Origin of the sequence: Brevibacillus sp. AF8, assembly GCF_021270385.1 — a bacterium.
In the GTDB taxonomy this organism is placed as follows: domain Bacteria; phylum Bacillota; class Bacilli; order Brevibacillales; family Brevibacillaceae; genus Brevibacillus.
In genome coordinates this window covers 81,076-98,123 of sequence record NZ_JAGQDN010000011.1, presented here as the reverse complement: position 1 = coordinate 98,123, position 17,048 = coordinate 81,076, and the positions used below count along the sequence as shown (strand labels likewise).

Sequence of the window (17,048 nt, the reverse complement as noted above, 5' to 3'; positions counted from 1 at the left end):
CGTTTAAGCCCCTTGTCGTAACTCACCCGTATAGTAATGTCTGGGCCGTTTCGTCTGCAAAATTAGAAGGTATTATAGACATTTTCACATTCTTTTGCGGTCGGCTCATAAAAACAATGAAGCTTGTATCGTCCTACATTTGGCTGATTATACCAGGTCGGCGGACAAGGCAGGGGATTTTGTGCTGTTCCCGGACGAAAATACCAGAGGGAGAATTTGCCCGGCCAATGCCGCTCCCCATTCACAGCCCGTCGTGCCAGACGGCGTTCTTTATCTCTAGCCCTTTGGTAGTACATACCATGTTGCAGAGCTTCAAACGCATGCGGCTGGTTGATCATTTGAGGAATTGTCCGTATTCCCTTAAAATCGGAGCAGTTTGCTCTTATTCGGTTGATTCCGACGTTTCCCACAAGGAGCATACCCATTTCGCCTTCACCTACAGCTTCGGCTCGAAGCAACCTTGCCAACATGTCAATGTCACTGTTCCTGGCTTTTACGACTGCCATCGGCTCACCTCTTTAGATTGTTCTAGGCACATCATATTGTAGATGGAGCAGATATGTTACGCTTCAAATCGCTCTGAAGAGCAAAAACCAATCCGTGGACATTTTCTTTGTTGTTTTCACAGTCGACCCAACACATGTGGAAGGCATTGCATTTGACAATCTGCCGATAGCAGATCGTACCTATACCGTAACGTGAAAGTAAGAGGACTGTCTTAAGTAGAAATTGATCTTCTACCTAAGACAGTCCTCCTTATTTGCTTCAAAGTCATCCGTCCTTATTTCCAAATGAGCTATACGGCGTCAAGCGCAGTAGATCTTCCTGTTTTTTTGCCAATTTCGATAACGGGATCCGGTATGCCATTTCGATAATTTTGCTTGCGACCTCAGCCCCGTTAGTTGGGATAAGGCTAAATCTTTTTTGAATGCCCTCTTTATTGGCTAACGCATGCTCTATCTTTGGTACAATCTCATCCGGCTCCTGGATCGATACCTTATCACTATTAGCTATTTCTCTTAGCATATCTAATTTTTGCTCGCGTTCCGCATCATCCGGCGGGAGGAAAAGCAATGGTGTTCCTGTCGAGATGCAATCTCCTAAAATACCCATGCCCGGTTTGCTAATGACCAGACTGGCCGCCTGAACAAGATTTTTGCCATTCGGGATGAGAGGGGCTTTGATGATTCTTTCATCGAATGGGTAATCTTCATCTGCTAATTGACCTGCCACAACAAATCGATAGCGGCCGGCAAGTGAGTTTATTTCATCATACCACTTCACGATCTGTTCATAACGGTTAGCGAGTCCGCCGCCCATGTGAACCAGAATAAACGACTCGTTCTGCTGAAGGCCGAGTATGCGTCGCACTTCTTTCGGGGACTGGCTGATTTCCCTGGTGATTAAAGGAATAGGGATATAGATGCAGTTCATTTGCGGAGGGGTCTCTTTAGGCGGTATAAGATTCATGTGGAGAAAGATATCGGATTGATTGGCGATTTCTACAATGCGATTTTTGTATTCCTGCATTGGAGCTGAATCATTATGACCGATGATAAAGTCACTGTGGTAGAGGGTCACGAGCTTTGTGTTTCCACCGACTTTCCCCTCACTGCGAAAGCGAGGCACATCAGAGCGCCAATCATTTATTAATAGTGTGGTTTGTTTACCATCCTCGAATTTTTTGGATTTAAAGGCTTTTAATTGGACGTCATTGTGCAGGTTTTTCGATAAATAGGCATGTGTTTCCCGAAAGGCAAACACGTGAATAGGAAGATGGTGTTGCTGCAATTTTTCCGTTATGCTAATGCATCTACCGAGATGGCCCATACCTCTGCCAACCACAAAGGAGATCATATTTCATCACCCTTTTAAATAGGTACTTTCTTGTGCCCTGTCTGGAGCTTGGACAAATTACCCCCATACCGCAACTTATGGGATAAGGTCAGTGCCGAATTCGAGTCGTTCTCACAGCTTATATATTTTATGGGGATGGATGGAACATGCTCTAGTCGTATAACGGTTTTCTGATCGATCACAGAAAAAAGCGGCATCAGCGGAGGTTTGCAGCTGTGAATTGTGCTCCCATCTAGAAATAATTAGGTATTTCCATCACACAAACCAACGTTGTCCATGAATAGTGTGTATATATAGCTCAATTAGGATATGGGGTGGGAGAATAGTGGGCACGATTCATATTGTAACAGCCGTTAATGATGGTTTTGCTATACATCTCGCAGTTATGTTATATTCCCTTTTTGAAAATAAGGTTTCGAAAAACCCAGTCATCGTTCACGTTATCGACAGTCAAGTCTCTGGGAAAAATAAATCCATCTTAACGAAAACTGTGAAACGATTCCATGCTCAAATTAAATACGTCACTATTGATCCGACCCTATATGATGGATTCCTCGTCCGTGATCATCTTACGCAGGAAACCTATCATCGAATTTCGATTCCAGACCTGCTGGACAAAGAAGTAGAAAAAGTGATTTATTTGGACAGTGATATCGTTATTAAAAAAGACATCACTCCATTATGGAACACAAAAGTTGATCAATATTACCTTGCAGCGGTGATGGATTCTTGGCAAGGTTTAAACAAGTTAAGACATGCCGACCTTGCTATTCCGGATGACTGTGATTACTTTAATGCGGGAGTATTAGTCATGAATTTAAAAAAATGGAGAGAGCATAACATCACAAGCAAGATTATGGATTACATGAAAAAGAACCAAGGTATTATTCGTTATCCCAGTCAAGATCCGATGAATGCGATTCTTCATGATAATTGGCTTCAACTTGACACAAAGTGGAATTACCAGTCCAAACATCTTTATAAAAGCAACCTGCGAATAGACCCGGCCATTATTCACTACACAGGGGAAGATAGCAAACCGTGGTTGAGTAAAAAGCACCCGCTTCGAGAGGAATATTTTAAATATCTCAAAAAGGTAAAGAAGCTAAACTCCTTGTAGGCATCGAGCTTTAAGGCTTTCCTAATTAAATAATATGGTTAGAAATCCCTTCACATGGAGAAATGTTGGCTGGAGGGATTTTTGTGTTGGAACTTTTTTGAAATATAAGGGTTTATGCACAATACTAAACATCTTCATATAAAATATTGAACAAATTATGAAATATTTGGAATTTAACCATTTTCACCACGGATCTAGCCTATAATGAAATGGAAACATTTTCTAGTCAGGTATTCTTTTGGAGGTGGAGTGAGTGGCACGCGTATTGTATGTTACGATTCCAGCAGATGGTCACGTGAATCCTACATTGGGATTAGTGAAGCAGCTAGTCGACAACGGAGAAGAAGTCGTCTATATGTGTTCAGAAGAATATCGGGATAGGCTTGCTCAGACTGGAGCGCAATTCCGAGCTTATCAAATGGATGAACTAGTATCTCGTGATTTAGGCTTTAACCCGACAGAATTCAAACACCCTCTTCATTTCACCGATTTTATGCTGCGTGGCATTATTGAACCCCACATTCCCGAGATTCTCAGGCAGATAGAAAACGAATCATTTGATTACCTGATTTTTGACTCTTTGTTTGGATGGGGAGGGGCGATTTTAGGTGAGAAATTAGGAATTCCGACGATCTGCTCCGTAACCAACCTGGCCTTTGCTGAACCGCTCAGCCAGATTGTCGAAGTGTTTGATGCAAGTGATGTAGATGTAGATGCACTAAACGAACGAGTGACGCAGACTGCACAGAGCATTGCTCGTATATGCAACGTTACCGTTCCTGCGCTTGAAGATATTACCCGTCAGTATGGGGACATGAAAATTGTCTTTACCAGCCGTGAATTCCAACCGGATGCTGACAAGCTGGACGATAGCTACCTTTTTACAGGGCCGTCGATTACATCGCGTCCGGATGCCCCTTCTTTTCCGTTTGAAAAGCTTCGTGCTCCATACGATCAGGTTGTATACATTTCCATGGGCAGTATTTTGACCAAAGATGTGGAATTTTACAAACTGTGCTTTGCAGCCTTTCAAGATGTTCCGGCACAATTCGTACTTTCTTGCGGAAGAGAAACGGAACGGGAGTCGCTCGGAGACCATATTCCATCCAACTTTATTGTTGAACCGTACGTTCCTCAACTGGAAGTGCTCCAGCAAGCCGACGCCTTTATTACACATGCTGGCATGAACAGTACGAGTGAGGCTCTCTATTTTCATGTGCCCCTCGTCATGATTCCATTAAGCTCCGATCAGCCGATTGTGGCGAAGCGGGTGGAGGAGCTGGGAGCGGGTATTATGTTAGATAGAGGGAAGCTCACACCGACAGCTTTGAAGGATGCCTTGCTGCAAGTGTTGAATGAATCCACTTATAAAGAGCGTGCGATACAGGTGGGGGACTCTTTGCGAAACGCTGGCGGATACCAAGAAGCTGCAAGACGTATCATGACTTTGTATTCCGTGCCGAATTAAAAGTGAAAAGCTTCTTGCCTCCTCATCATGAGCGGCAAGAAGCTTTTTTACTATAAAATCTTTGTTCCCCAACACTCTCACCTCTTTTAACTCGTCCTTGTGTGGGGGTCAATCCGTTCGCGGCTTTTACATTGGCTTTGGACTCTGTTCCGACGCTAGTAGAAGTACCTGAATCATCTCCTGTACGGAACCATCTATGGTTACGCCCACGAAGCTACTGTCCACAAAGATGCGAATACATAGGTGATCGAGCCGGGAGCAGATCTAGTTTTTCGAGCAATTTATATGTAAGCAGGGGGTGTTATTCATGTGACGTAATGCCATAATAGAAGGATGATAGTCAGAAGGAGATAGATTTGATTGAATAAACCTGTAATGAAAAACGAGCTTCCTCTAAACTTTGAGGAATTAAAGAAGGCTGCCAATCGTACATCGAATTGGAGAGAGCGCTTGGAGGCTGTTGAAGAATTGGGTCAGTGGAAGCATGAAGAAACAATGAAATTACTGACGCGAATCATGGAAAACGATACGGTGTACAAAGTGCAAGAGACTGCTTTTCAAAAACTGAAAGCATTTGGGGAAGGTGTTCGATTACCTGCTCAGAAAAAAGGCGACTTGATCAAAGGAGCAACGAAAGCCTTGGTAAGAATTAAGAAAAGCTTGCCAAAAGGTCATACCTTCGAGGAATTCAAAGAGAAACTGCAAAAAATGAGAAGCGATATCTATGATACGTACGAGGGAGAAAAAGGTGCTGATTTTGATCAGTGGCTTGAAAACACCTGGGCGTCGTTATAGTTATTTGGAACGAAGAAGCCCTGCCACTTTCTGAAAGTGCAGGACTTCTTCTTTTCCTTCTTATTTCAAATCCTTACCCACTTTAATCACATACATTTGCGTAGGATTGCTATTAATTTTAATCTTACCCTTCTCGTCATAGCCCTCAACGCCGAAGTCATTGTCATTCACAATGGCGATCGTATTTTTATCCACAATCGCTAGTCCTTCCAGCTTTTCATGAGGATAGTTCAGCTTGGCTACATCAACCAGCAATTCCTTGGAAACAGGTACAATTCCTTTTTCTTTCACTTGGGCAACGGTGAGTTTTTCGAAGTCATGCTCACTTGTTGGCGTACCGAGTAAATTGGTTGCTTTCGAAAAATCTGCTCTGTAAATTCGCTTAAGCTGTGCGTCTGCACCGGCATTTTTGTCTCGCTCGTCAATCAGTAACACATCCTGGCTGAGTGCTGCCAAGTCGCTGATAACGACGTCTTTTTGTTTCACTTTCACGAAATCTTTTGCGTTCTCTGCAATGTACATGTACTCGCCTACGACTTTTTTGGTGGCGAGATCCATCTTTAAAATGCGCAGATTACGGGAAGCTTCGCCTGTCTTTTTATCAGGGAGTGCCATCGGACTTTGGATCGAAGTATACAAGAACTTGCCGTCTGGCGAGATGGTGATACCTTCGAAGCCACGGTTTGCAATGCGTTTGGAATAGACGGCTGGCAGTGTATCAAAAATCTCCATTTTTGCACCTGCGGCAACCAAGGCTTCTTTCGTGCCCTTTGGTACATAGCGGCCCAGGATTGTGCCGTCACGCTTTACTTGAATGATGGATGGGCGGTATTCGTCGGATAACCAAAAAGTATCGTCGACCGGGCTGTAAGCGATGCCTTCCAAATCCAAACCGTCTGGATCGTAACTAATCTTTTTTGTCCCCGTTACATCGTAGGGAACTTCATCAGGGCCAGCGAGGTTTGGCAATCCACTGATATAGGCAGTTTTTGAAAAAGCGTTGATCTTGCCCTGTGGCAAATGCAGTTTGATTGTTTCCAAAACATGAATGTTTCCGTTCTCTACTTTGATTTTGTACATGCGTGGTGTGTAGTTTTGGTCAGGGAACGTACGCAGCTCGTCCTTGCCATATTGACCATTTGGTCCACGGTCAGCCAATGTATAAAAGATAGAAGGAGGATCGTTAGGGAGATGCACCAAACCGGAGAAACCACCTTCTTTAATCCCTTCAGCGAGCGCAGGAGGATTTTTCCATTCGTGAATTTCGGCTACAACAGGTGCTTCCGTTACATTTTGCGTTGCACCTGCTCCTTGTGTTCCGATCAAGGAGATAGCCGTGATTGTTGCGATCAGCAAGCTTTTCTTTTGAAAGTGAATCTTCATCATATCCCTCCGAATGAAAAAACGACGTTATGAACCACTTGTGTTAGACTACCCGATCTATATTGGGAAAATATGAAGCTAAAATGATGGTTTTGTAAAAATTAACAACGGAATAATGAATTCCGAATAATCGTAAAACTAAATTGACACACGCTCTTTGGATCTTATAAAATGCAAGGAAGGATTGAGGACTAGTTATAGCTGAGGAGAGATGAGCATGTCGTTGACAGAACAGACAAAAAAGGGATATTTCGGTGAGTTTGGAGGAAGCTTTGTCCCTCCACAATTGCAGGAAGTATTGGACTATTTAGCTGAGCAATTTGAAAAGTATAAAGATGATGAGGAATTCGTCGAAGAGTACAAGTATTATCTGAAAGAATATATAGGGCGTGAGAATCCGCTGACGTTTGCTCGTCATTTAACGGCAAAACTCGGCGGTGCCAAAATTTATCTAAAACGAGAAGATTTAAACCATACTGGGGCGCACAAGATCAATAATGTCATCGGTCAAATCCTTCTGGCAAAGCGAATGGGTGCACAGCGTATTATTGCCGAGACGGGTGCAGGTCAGCATGGAGTTGCTACCGCGACTGTTTGCGCGATGTTTGGCATGGAATGCGTGATCTATATGGGCGAGGAGGATACGAAAAGACAGGCCCTGAATGTATTTCGAATGGAGCTTTTAGGGGCAAAAGTGGTAGCGGTGTCCAAAGGGCAAGGAAGATTGAAGGATGCAGTTGATGAAGCGCTGAATGATTTGGTACAAAACTATCAGAACACGTTCTATCTATTGGGGTCTGCGGTTGGTCCGCATCCGTTCCCTACGATGGTAAAGTATTTCCAATCGATTATCAGTGAAGAATCAAAACGACAAATTTTGGAAAAAGAAGGTCGTTTGCCGGATGCGGTTATCGCCGCTGTTGGCGGTGGCAGTAACGCGATTGGAGCTTTTGCCCATTATATAGAGGAACCATCTGTTCGTTTGATTGGTGTGGAGCCTGATCAGGCACCTACCTTGACCAAAGGGGTTCCAGCCGTCCTTCATGGTTTTAAATGTTTGGTGCTACTAGATGAAAATGGGGAACCTCAAAAAACGTATTCGATTGCTGCTGGTCTGGATTATCCTGGCATTGGCCCAGAGCATAGCCAGCTAAAAGTCAGTGGACGAGCGGAATATTATACGGTGACGAATGAAGAAGTGTTGGCGGCTTTTCAAGAACTATCGAGAACAGAAGGAATCATTCCCGCCTTGGAAAGCGCTCATGCCATTGCCTATGCTTTGCAGTTGGCTCCCACTCTTTCACCGGAGCAGATCCTGATTGTTAACCTTTCAGGACGAGGTGACAAAGACGTTGAGCAAGTTTTCCATCTGTTAAACAAATAATAGATGCAGAGGCCGTCCTGAGGGATAGCCTCTTTTTTCGTCTAGTGATTGTGTTTTTCAATGTGATTATATATTTTTTAGTGAAACTTTAGTATTATTTTTTGAAGGGTTCCAAATAATAGTGGTTTCAGTGTACTTTCTTACAAGTTCATGTATGAGATTGGAGATCATAATGATGAAGAAAAACATTTACTTTAACCATGATGGCGGCGTTGATGATTTAATTTCTTTATTTTTGCTGCTCCAAATGGACAATGTGAATCTGACGGGGGTATCCGTCATTCCAGCGGATTGCTACTTGGAACCAGCGATGTTTGCCAGCCGGAAAATCATTGATCGTTTCGGTAACGGCGGTTTGGATGTAGCAGAGTCCAATTCCCGCGGGAAAAATCCTTTTCCCAAAGACTGGCGCATGCATGCATTTTATGTAGATGCATTGCCCTTGCTCAATGAATCGGGACAAGTGATCACGCCAGTAGCTGACAAGCCTGCACATCTTCACATGATTGAAACGCTGCGTGCAACGGAAGGAAAAACGACCTTGCTGTTTACCGGTCCTTTGACTGACCTTGCGCGTGCATTGGATGTCGATCCAACCATCGAAGAAAAAGTAGAACGCCTGGTGTGGATGGGCGGAACATTCCGTGAAGAAGGCAACGTGCACGAGCCTGAGCACGATGGAACCGCAGAGTGGAACGTATTCTGGGACCCGGAAGCGGCTGCTCGTGTATGGGAAAGTGGAATCGAGATTGATTTGGTCGCACTGGAGAGCACGAACCAAGTCCCACTGACGCTGGATGTTCGTGATCGCTGGGCAAAGGATCGCAAGCATATCGGTATCGATTTCTTGGGTCAATGCTACGCAATGGTGCCGCCGCTTGTACACTTCTCGACCAACTCGACTTACTACCTGTGGGATGTATTAACCACAGCATTTGTTGGCAATAGTGATCTTGTAAAGGTGCAAACGGTTAACAGCATCGTCATTACAGATGGTGCTAGCCAAGGTCGAACCGTTGAGACGACTGACGGACGCCCGGTACATGTGGTTTACGACGTAGACCGTGATGCATTCTTTGATTACATGACAGAATTAGCGAAAAAAGCGATTTAAAACAAAGCAAGTCATCTTAGAAATCGACACAGCTGGCGATACAGAAAGGGTATGTTCATGCAATATATTTGGGGAGTTCTCGGCATCCTGGGAATTTTTATTATAGCCATTGCGTTTTCGAAAAATCGCAGAGCGATTCAACCGAGAACGGTCATTGGCGCGTTTGCCATTCAGTTTATTTTTGCTTTGGTCGTACTGAAATGGGATTTTGGGAAAAAGCTTCTGGAGTACTTGGCGTCGATTGTTCAAAGCATCATTGATTCGACGAATGCGGGAATTCAGTTTTTGTTTGGCGGGATACTTGGTGCACAGAACGCAGGCTTTACGTTTGCGCTGCAAGTATTGCCGATTATTATCTTTTTCTCTTCCTTGATTTCGGTCCTGTATTATCTCGGAATTATGCAGTGGGCTACGAAAATTATTGGTGGATTTTTGTCTCGGGTGCTCAAAACGAGCGAAACCGAATCCATGTCAGCCTCTGCAAATATTTTCTTGGGTCCGATTGAGGCGCCACTTGTCGTAAAGCCTTATATTGAGAAAATGACCAAGTCCGAACTGTTCGCTGTAATGACAGGTGGACTGGCGTGCGTTTCGGGTTCGGTGATCGGTGGGTATGCGATGCTTGGTGTGCCGATTGAATATTTGCTGGCGGCAGCATTCATGGGAGCGCCGGGTGGTCTGTTGCTCGCGAAAATTATCATGCCAGAAACAGAACAGCAACAGAAGGTAGCACACGTAGAAGTGATGAAGGATACGGAATCCAGAAACGTCATTGACGCGGCTGCTCGAGGAGCTTCGGACGGGCTAAAGGTAGCTGCTGGTGTCGGGGCGCTGTTGCTCGCGTTTATCTCGTTGATTTTCTTGCTGAACTCGATTATTGGCTGGCTTGGCGGGTTAGTGGGAATACAAGCGTTGACGCTCGAGCACATTTTAGGCTACCTGTTCGCGCCGATTGCTTTTATGATCGGGGTTCCATGGGAGGAAGCGCTAAAAGCCGGTTCTTTCATCGGGCAAAAAATTATTCTCAACGAATTTGTGGCATACACGGCTTTTGCCCCTGAGATTGCGCATTTGTCGCAAAAAAGTGTTGTGATCATCAGCTTCGCCCTTTGCGGCTTTGCCAATCTGGCTGCGCTGGCTATGGTCATTGGCGGCTTGGGCGGATTTGCTCCGTCAAGAAGATCAGACCTTGCGGAGATGGGCTTGCGTGCAGTAGTTGCGGCAACCTTGGCGAATCTGTTGAGCGCAGCGATTGCCGGGATGCTCATTTAGATGAGTGAGTGGGTAGAAATAAGACGAGGGCTGGAGTGATCCATGCCCTCGTTTTTTTGGGTACTACGCGAAGTTGGTACTACTCGCTTTTTGTGTTCCCGGCTACAATCTTGTTAGTAAAAACAAGCCATGATTTGGTGGGGATACGATGAAGCATGTACTGTTATTTCTAGGGCCAACAATCATGATCTTTTTGGGTTTACAAGTCATGAGTAGCGTGCCAATAACGTTTCTGTTATTTTACGGATGGCTGTTTGCGGTTCCGTTTGTGGACATGATCGTTTTGAAAAGAAATACATGGCGGGACACATTCAGGCAAATGGGATTGGGAATCAACCGCCCCAATATATATCACGGCATTTTGACTGGACTTCTTTTCTTCCTCACCATGATTGTTGCGGGATATTTCTTTCACAGCTTTTTGTTTGATAAGGATGATCTGCAAAATTTATTGGTACAATGGGATTTCTCAGGCAATCTTGTCGTTTGGCTCATCCTTGTTTTGCTAGTGATCAATCCGTTTCTTGAGGAAATCTACTGGAGAGGATATTTATTTAAAAAGCTGGAAGGAAAGCGGACAAAGCGAACCATGATTTTGCTGACGTCATTGTTTTACAGCTTGTATCATTTCCTCTCCATCATTCCTTTGTTTAGCTGGCCGTATAATATTGCGATGATTTTTCCGGTTTTTTTGGCGGGAATGATTTGGGGATATATGCGAGACAAGAGCAACTCACTGATGGGTTCGATCATCAGTCATATCCTTGCAGATTCAGGGATTATGGCTGTCTATCTACTATTCTTGAAATGAATGATGCGGGTATGGAGGCAAGCTTCCATACCTGTTTCTATTAGGTGGATAAGGAGGAAAAAGGGGCATGTTGGAAAAAATAAGAAGTTAGAGAATATCAAAAGATGGAGCTGAAATCATGAACGTTGACGTACTTTTTAACCAATTTCCCATTCTAAGTTCAGATCGGTTCACCTTGAAGAAAATCGAAGAGCAGCATTTGGAAGAAGTATTTGAAATCTACAGCAATGACCATGTATTTGCATACTGCGGCATTATCCCCAAGCATAATAAAGCGACAGTGAAAAACATGATCGGGCATTTTGAGAGAGACTATTTGAAAAAATCCAGGATCAAATGGGGGATATTCGCCAATGATAACCCAGATCACTTGCTTGGCATTATCGAAGCTTTCGACTTTCAGCAAAAGGTAAGCATGGTGACGATTGGCTACTTCTTGTCCGAAGCGCATTGGGGAAAAGGGATTGCGACAGAAGCAGTAAACATATTGCTCCATTTTTTGTTCGTGGATGTCAACGTTAACAGAATACAGGCGGAAGTGATGCCTCCGAATGAGACCTCCAAAAAAGTATTGTTGAAGAATGGCTTCATGAAGGAAGGAACACTTAGACAAGCAACGCTATGGTCGGGCAAAGGGATTGTGGACGTAGAGATATACGGAATGCTGAAAGAGGACTACGAAAAAGGAAGGGGATGAATTTGCCCCTTACGGAAGCAAGTGGATGAAAAAATCGGATACTATGACGCAGACCTTGATGTCTATATAAGGCGTGTAATAAGGATCGAGTGACGCGAGATTTCGTTTAAACCACCAGAATACACCGTTACCTGTAAAAGCCCTCCTATGTTACTATGATGGGTATGATCAATCATAGGCAACGGGAATGGGGAAAACATCTTGAAAACCTTTAAGAAAGTCTATATAGAAATCACCAGCGTTTGCAATCTCGCCTGTACCTTTTGTCCGCCAACGGAACGCGGTAAAAGTTTTATTAAAGTAGAAGACTTTGCGAAAAGGCTGGATGAGATCAAACCGCACACGGATTACATTTATTTGCACGTCAAAGGAGAACCGCTTCTCCACCCCAAAATTGATGAGCTGCTTGATATCAGCCATGAGAAAGGCTTCAAGGTCAATATCACCACAAATGGAACGCTGATCGCGAAAAATCGGCATAAATTGCTGGGCAAGCCTGCTCTCCGACAAATGAACTTCTCGCTTCACAGCTTTGACGGGCATATCGGCTCAACCAACCGTGAAGGTTATTTGCGCGAGATTCTTTCATTTGTTCGGGAAGCTCGGGAGCATCAAGTAATTTTTTCTTTCCGTCTGTGGAATTTGACACAGGATAACGCCACGAACATTCAAAAGAGTAGAAACCGCCAGACTCTCGAAATCATTGAGAAAGAATTTGGGCTGGACTATCGGATCGAAGAGAAAGTAGTGCCGGGCAGCGGGGTAAAAATCGATGACCGCGTTTATTTGAACCAAGATTACGAATTCCAGTGGCCGAGTTTGACAGCGCCTGAAGATGATGGAAAAGGCTTTTGCCATGGATTGCGCACGCAAGCGGCGATTCTCGAAAATGGAACCGTTGTGCCGTGTTGTCTCGATGGGGAAGGGGTCATTAATCTAGGGAATATCAATCAGAACTCTTTCACTGATATTGTGGATGGCGAGCGGGCCAATAATCTGGTAGAAGGATTTTCTCGCAGGGAAGCTGTCGAGGAATTATGTAGAAGATGCGGGTACCGCCAGCGGTTTGGAGCATAGCAAAAGTGTTGGTAAAAATAAAAAATAGCGGATTTCATTGCTGAAAGGAGCGAATGAGATCCGCTATTTTTTTTATTTACGAGCAAAGGTAGACCTAATGGTAAAAAAGCCCTCAGCTATGTGAGGGCTTGTAGCCTGTATTACTTTGCAGATGTATCGGTGGAGTCTTTATCCTGCTCGGATTCGTTAGCGGCTTGAAGGTCGTCGATGATGACGATTTTGCCTTCTTCTTGCCATTCTACTTTCGCGTTCAGTTGTTCACTGATGAAGCGCAGAGGCAGGAATACACGTCCATTTTTCAGTACAGGTGCAGTGTCCAGAGAAATGGTTTTCCCATCAACAGTTGCTTCTTTTTTATCGAGGTACAGCGTGATGGATTTTTCGCCACGCGTAATTTCTACGCTACGAGTCTCTGGCTTCCAGTTCACTTCCGCTTTCAATGCGGAACTGATAGCACGTACAGGCACCAACGCTCTTCCACCTTTTACAAACGGTGCCACGTCAGCTTTTACCTGTTGTCCATCTACGAATGCTTTCACTTCTGTCGAGCCAGTATTCTCAAGGAGTTCTCCAAGCTTTTTGAATGGTGTGTGATCTCCTTTTTGGTACGTGCGCTGAAGAAGCTCAAGCTGTACTTCCAAAGCTCCATGTTTGTCAGCGGTTTTTTCCAGTTCAGATACCAGCTGCTCGTATTTCGCTTTTTGATCTTCCGTGATTTCCGCTGCATGCTTGAGCTCTTGGCGAAGCTCGATCAGCTCTTTTTTCAATTTTACGTCTTTGATGTTGGATTCTGTGCTAGCTTCAGTTGAGTTCTCATCGTCGCTATCAGTATCGGTATCAGATTCTTTGACAGAAGTTTCTTTCGATTTATCTTTTGCTTCTGCCTTTACTTCGGGCTTGCCATTACCTTTTCCTTTGCTTTCCAGGTCAGCCGCCAGAGCAGCAGGTACACTAGTTGCGAGTAGAATAGCAACCAACGAAGTAGATATTGCTTTTTTCATTTGAATCTTCCTCCTTCTAGGTGTAAGTTTCATGAACTCGACATTCAAGACGGAGGAATATATGAATAAGTTGCATAGATTTTGAGAAAATATTTTATTTGTGCGAATAGTTACCTTTCCGTGTCATTCCTTCCAAATCCCGTATCTTTCTTACGCGTCCAATTACGATTCCTAGTAGCTTAAATACATGATCCGCCAAAAATCCCGCCGATCCAAATGCCAGTACGAACCCGATTTGTGAAATAGCCGTGATCATCGACCACACTCTGCCTTGCCGTTCATTCTCGACATTCGTTCGAATGAGTACCTCGAGGCTGGTGTTCACAAAGGGAAGCGTGATGAAAAAGAGGAAGCCAAAAACCATAATCAGCCAAACGGAAGTAAACACACCCATCAGGGCATAAAACAAGCCAGCAAGTACGAGAGAGAAGGACAGCATGAACACTTTGCTTTTTCCCATACTGAACAGTCCGATCAAAAGGCTGCTGACGAGCATACCTGATGCAGATACAGAGAGGGCGATACCAAATGTCTTGGAATCAGTGAATGTCAGCATCATAGGCCCAAAAAGCGATTGCAGCAACCCGATGTAAAAGCACACGACGGACATTAACAGAACGAACGAGAAAACGCCTTTCTTTGAAAGGAGATAGCGGAAGGCTTCAGACATTTCGCGAAAAAAGCTTTGTCTTTCATGTGTCTGGGGAGTGGCATCGTGTTTCATAATCATCAGCACGGCGCCGACGGCTAAAAGGAAGGTCATCATATCGATGAGTAAGACGAGCTGGATATCAAAAGCACTGAGAAGAAATCCTGCAATCAGTGGGGAAATAAGATATTGAGCTGAACTTGCCAGTTGGATGAGTCCGCTTGCCTGTGAGTACATCTCTTCCGAAACCAGATCGGAGACGGCTGCTTTATAGGCTGGGTTTAGAATAGCGGCAGAGATCGAGCTGATGCAGACCCCCAAATAGATGTGCCATAATTCCATGCGCCCGGACAGCATGACAAGCAAGATGAACAAGATACCAGCTATGGAACCGAGATCGCCAATGACCATCATTTTCTTGCGGTCAAACCTGTCTGCAAACACCCCGCTAAAGGGGAGTAAAAGGAAGGAGGGGAGAAAAGAGAAGAGAATGATGAACGAATAGCTCATGGTAGATTGGGTCTGTTGAAAAACAAAGACACCCAAGACAAAAGCGGTAAGTCCACTACCGATGGCGGAAAGCAGCTGCCCTGACCAAATGATCAGAAATCTGCGAAAGGCTTTATCATGAGCGTTCATTGTCTTTCCTCCTTTTCATCCATTACAGAAACGAGAAGGACCCCGGCGCAGCTCCTAGTGACCGTTCAATAATCACCTGCATGGCTTGTAGACGTTTTGTCTGCTCCTCTTGCTCCCAATGAAAAATGCCTGATTCCAACAAAAATTGCGAGCCAGCGAGGAGAAACTGAACGGTTTCCAAGGCATTCTCAACATGAAAGACAGCTTCTTTATTTCCTTGTTCAATGACTTGCGCAAGGACAGGAGCAATTTTTAAGATAATGGCGATGTTCAGACGCTCGTGAAGCTCTCTGTTTTCAGGGCGATGCAAGCTTTCCATCCATTCGGCTTGCTTGTCGATGGGGTGGCTTTGGCTGCGCAGCATCTGGCGAACCTTCTCCATGACAGGCAAGGTAGAGTCATCTGCGATTTTTTTATATTCTTCGCAAAGCGTATCGACCATGGACTGGACAAATGCTTCGAGGATTTCTTCCTTCGATTTAAAGTAGTAATAAAAGGTTCCTTTCGCTACGCCAACCTTTTGAATGATCGCATCCACGGTTGTATGGACATAACCCTGATTTCGAAATAGCTCCCCGGCGGCTTCCAATATCTCTGCTCGCCGTGTTGTGGGGTCTTTCACGATTCTTTTCATCGGCGCCTCCTTCGATTGTCAGTAAGTGGTTGGATACAGATTACCATATGACTGACCGTCAGTCTATAAGGGTATGAAAGAAAAAGAGGAGGGAAATCCTCCCCTTTTCGGTATTAGGAATGTAATAAGATGATGGCAAACGTTCATTATAATTTCTCGGCGATAATTGTGAAGGTCTTCGGGATTCCTTTGTCAAAAACTTCCGAGGAGAGATTCGGGAGCTCTTCCAGCATTTTTAGGCACAGCCCTTTGTTTGCAATGGACGTAACAATTTCGCCTAAGGTCCAATTGCGTAACAATACTTTTGATTCAGCGACATTTGTACCGTTCGAGAGAAATTTGGAGAAAGCAATTTCCTTTTCCTCAAGCGAGGTGTCGAAATAATCGCCTGTTACTTTATGTTTGCGAATATTCGCAGTCGTTCCACGTGAGGAGATGAGTTTTGTGGATACCGGATGGAAATCTTGGAGGACGAGCGCGCCGCCTTTTCGCAGGAGCGAGTTGACCACCTGGAATAATTCGGTTAAGTCCAAAAAGTAATGAAGAATACCGAATTCCATAAAAACGAGATCATACTCACCAGACAATACATCTGGAGGGAGCTGCAATACATCCGATACGATGTAAGTCAGGTCAACATCGGCAGCTGCAGCCAGTTCTTTGGCGTATTGTTCATTCTCATACGAGAAATCGGCGATGGTCACGTCGGCACCTAGCAAGGCGAGCGCAACGGCTTTGTTTCCATTAGAACCGAGTAAATTGATAATCTTTTTGCCGCGAATATCTCCCATGTGCTCATATACCTTGCCGATTCGTTTTTGGGGGTCTTCTTTAATTTTGACCGCTGCCTCAGCAGGTGTTCCAAAGCGTTTCAGCCAAGCTTGATAAGCCCCGGTGTTCCAAGATGTTTTATTCAGTTGTGCTGTTTCCACAAATTCCCCTCCATAGAGTATTCCATTCAAAAAATTGGCCCCGATAGGTTGGTTAGAGGGCTTAGGTAATTTATCATACTGACACATATGATTCGTGTCTATATATTTTCGAAGTGTTAATTTTTCCATGTGTGACCGGAAAGTAAGAACAATTGGGGCGAGATTCTACAATTGTGGAGCAAAGCAGGACAGTGGTAATATTGGGAAAAAAATAT

General features: G+C 44.4%; 16 protein-coding genes. 9 read left to right on the top strand and 7 right to left on the bottom strand.

What is annotated here, in order from left to right:
* Window positions 1–62: 62 nt before the first annotated feature.
* Together KB186_RS15925 and KB186_RS15920 are read right to left on the bottom strand one after the other, a co-directional pair.
* The gene (locus KB186_RS15925) at window positions 63–506 is read right to left on the bottom strand and encodes a cell wall hydrolase (RefSeq protein WP_173610584.1); all 444 of its coding nucleotides are present in this window, start codon (window positions 504–506) and stop codon (window positions 63–65) included.
* Window positions 507–771: 265 nt separating this feature from the next.
* Window positions 772–1,857, bottom strand: a complete 1,086-nt coding sequence (locus tag KB186_RS15920; protein ID WP_173610583.1) for a glycosyltransferase family 28 protein — start codon at window positions 1,855–1,857, stop codon at window positions 772–774.
* Between the two features lie 325 nt (window positions 1,858–2,182).
* Between KB186_RS15920 and KB186_RS15915 the strand changes: the two genes are divergently transcribed.
* The 3 genes from KB186_RS15915 (at window position 2,183) to KB186_RS15905 (ending at window position 5,240) form a co-directional block, all read left to right on the top strand.
* Window positions 2,183–2,977, top strand: coding sequence for a glycosyltransferase family 8 protein (locus KB186_RS15915; RefSeq protein WP_173610582.1), 795 nt, complete (start codon window positions 2,183–2,185; stop codon window positions 2,975–2,977).
* Window positions 2,978–3,230: 253 nt separating this feature from the next.
* Window positions 3,231–4,445, top strand: coding sequence for a macrolide family glycosyltransferase (locus KB186_RS15910; RefSeq protein ID WP_173610581.1), 1,215 nt, complete (start codon window positions 3,231–3,233; stop codon window positions 4,443–4,445).
* A 375-nt stretch (window positions 4,446–4,820) separates the two neighbouring features.
* Window positions 4,821–5,240 carry a HEAT repeat domain-containing protein gene (locus tag KB186_RS15905; RefSeq protein ID WP_370646690.1) on the top strand — a complete coding sequence of 140 codons (420 nt, stop codon included), beginning with the start codon at window positions 4,821–4,823 and terminating at the stop codon, window positions 5,238–5,240.
* A gap of 60 nt (window positions 5,241–5,300) precedes the next feature.
* Here KB186_RS15905 and KB186_RS15900 read toward each other — a convergent pair whose 3' ends face one another.
* Window positions 5,301–6,626: an esterase-like activity of phytase family protein gene (locus tag KB186_RS15900; protein WP_229087944.1), complete on the bottom strand. Its 1,326-nt coding sequence runs from the start codon at window positions 6,624–6,626 to the stop codon at window positions 5,301–5,303.
* Between the two features lie 214 nt (window positions 6,627–6,840).
* On the opposite strand from KB186_RS15900, the gene trpB reads away from it, so the two are divergent.
* The 6 genes from trpB to KB186_RS15870 all read left to right on the top strand — a co-directional run bounded on the left by trpB (window position 6,841) and on the right by KB186_RS15870 (window position 12,978).
* Window positions 6,841–8,007 carry a tryptophan synthase subunit beta gene (gene trpB, locus KB186_RS15895; RefSeq protein WP_232773960.1) on the top strand — a complete coding sequence of 389 codons (1,167 nt, stop codon included), beginning with the start codon at window positions 6,841–6,843 and terminating at the stop codon, window positions 8,005–8,007.
* Window positions 8,008–8,182: 175 nt separating this feature from the next.
* On the top strand, window positions 8,183–9,121 hold the full coding sequence (locus KB186_RS15890) for a nucleoside hydrolase (protein ID WP_232773992.1): 939 nt from the start codon (window positions 8,183–8,185) through the stop codon (window positions 9,119–9,121).
* Between the two features lie 57 nt (window positions 9,122–9,178).
* Window positions 9,179–10,393 (top strand): NupC/NupG family nucleoside CNT transporter, encoded by a 1,215-nt coding sequence (locus KB186_RS15885; protein ID WP_173610578.1) that lies wholly within the window; start codon window positions 9,179–9,181, stop codon window positions 10,391–10,393.
* A gap of 148 nt (window positions 10,394–10,541) precedes the next feature.
* Window positions 10,542–11,204: a CPBP family intramembrane glutamic endopeptidase gene (locus tag KB186_RS15880; protein ID WP_232773959.1), complete on the top strand. Its 663-nt coding sequence runs from the start codon at window positions 10,542–10,544 to the stop codon at window positions 11,202–11,204.
* Between the two features lie 118 nt (window positions 11,205–11,322).
* Entirely contained in the window at window positions 11,323–11,901 is a 579-nt protein-coding gene (locus KB186_RS15875; protein ID WP_232773958.1) for a GNAT family N-acetyltransferase, read from the top strand.
* Window positions 11,902–12,102: 201 nt separating this feature from the next.
* Window positions 12,103–12,978, top strand: coding sequence for a radical SAM/SPASM domain-containing protein (locus KB186_RS15870; protein ID WP_173610575.1), 876 nt, complete (start codon window positions 12,103–12,105; stop codon window positions 12,976–12,978).
* A gap of 140 nt (window positions 12,979–13,118) precedes the next feature.
* On the opposite strand, the gene KB186_RS15865 is transcribed toward KB186_RS15870, so the two are convergent.
* From KB186_RS15865 to KB186_RS15850, 4 genes are all read right to left on the bottom strand, one after another.
* Window positions 13,119–13,979, bottom strand: a complete 861-nt coding sequence (locus KB186_RS15865; protein WP_173610574.1) for a copper amine oxidase N-terminal domain-containing protein — start codon at window positions 13,977–13,979, stop codon at window positions 13,119–13,121.
* A 94-nt stretch (window positions 13,980–14,073) separates the two neighbouring features.
* Window positions 14,074–15,267: an MFS transporter gene (locus tag KB186_RS15860; RefSeq protein WP_173610573.1), complete on the bottom strand. Its 1,194-nt coding sequence runs from the start codon at window positions 15,265–15,267 to the stop codon at window positions 14,074–14,076.
* Between the two features lie 22 nt (window positions 15,268–15,289).
* The gene (locus tag KB186_RS15855) at window positions 15,290–15,901 is read right to left on the bottom strand and encodes a TetR/AcrR family transcriptional regulator (protein WP_221866850.1); all 612 of its coding nucleotides are present in this window, start codon (window positions 15,899–15,901) and stop codon (window positions 15,290–15,292) included.
* Between the two features lie 146 nt (window positions 15,902–16,047).
* Window positions 16,048–16,833 carry a class I SAM-dependent methyltransferase gene (locus KB186_RS15850; RefSeq protein WP_173610571.1) on the bottom strand — a complete coding sequence of 262 codons (786 nt, stop codon included), beginning with the start codon at window positions 16,831–16,833 and terminating at the stop codon, window positions 16,048–16,050.
* Window positions 16,834–17,048: the final 215 nt, after the last annotated feature.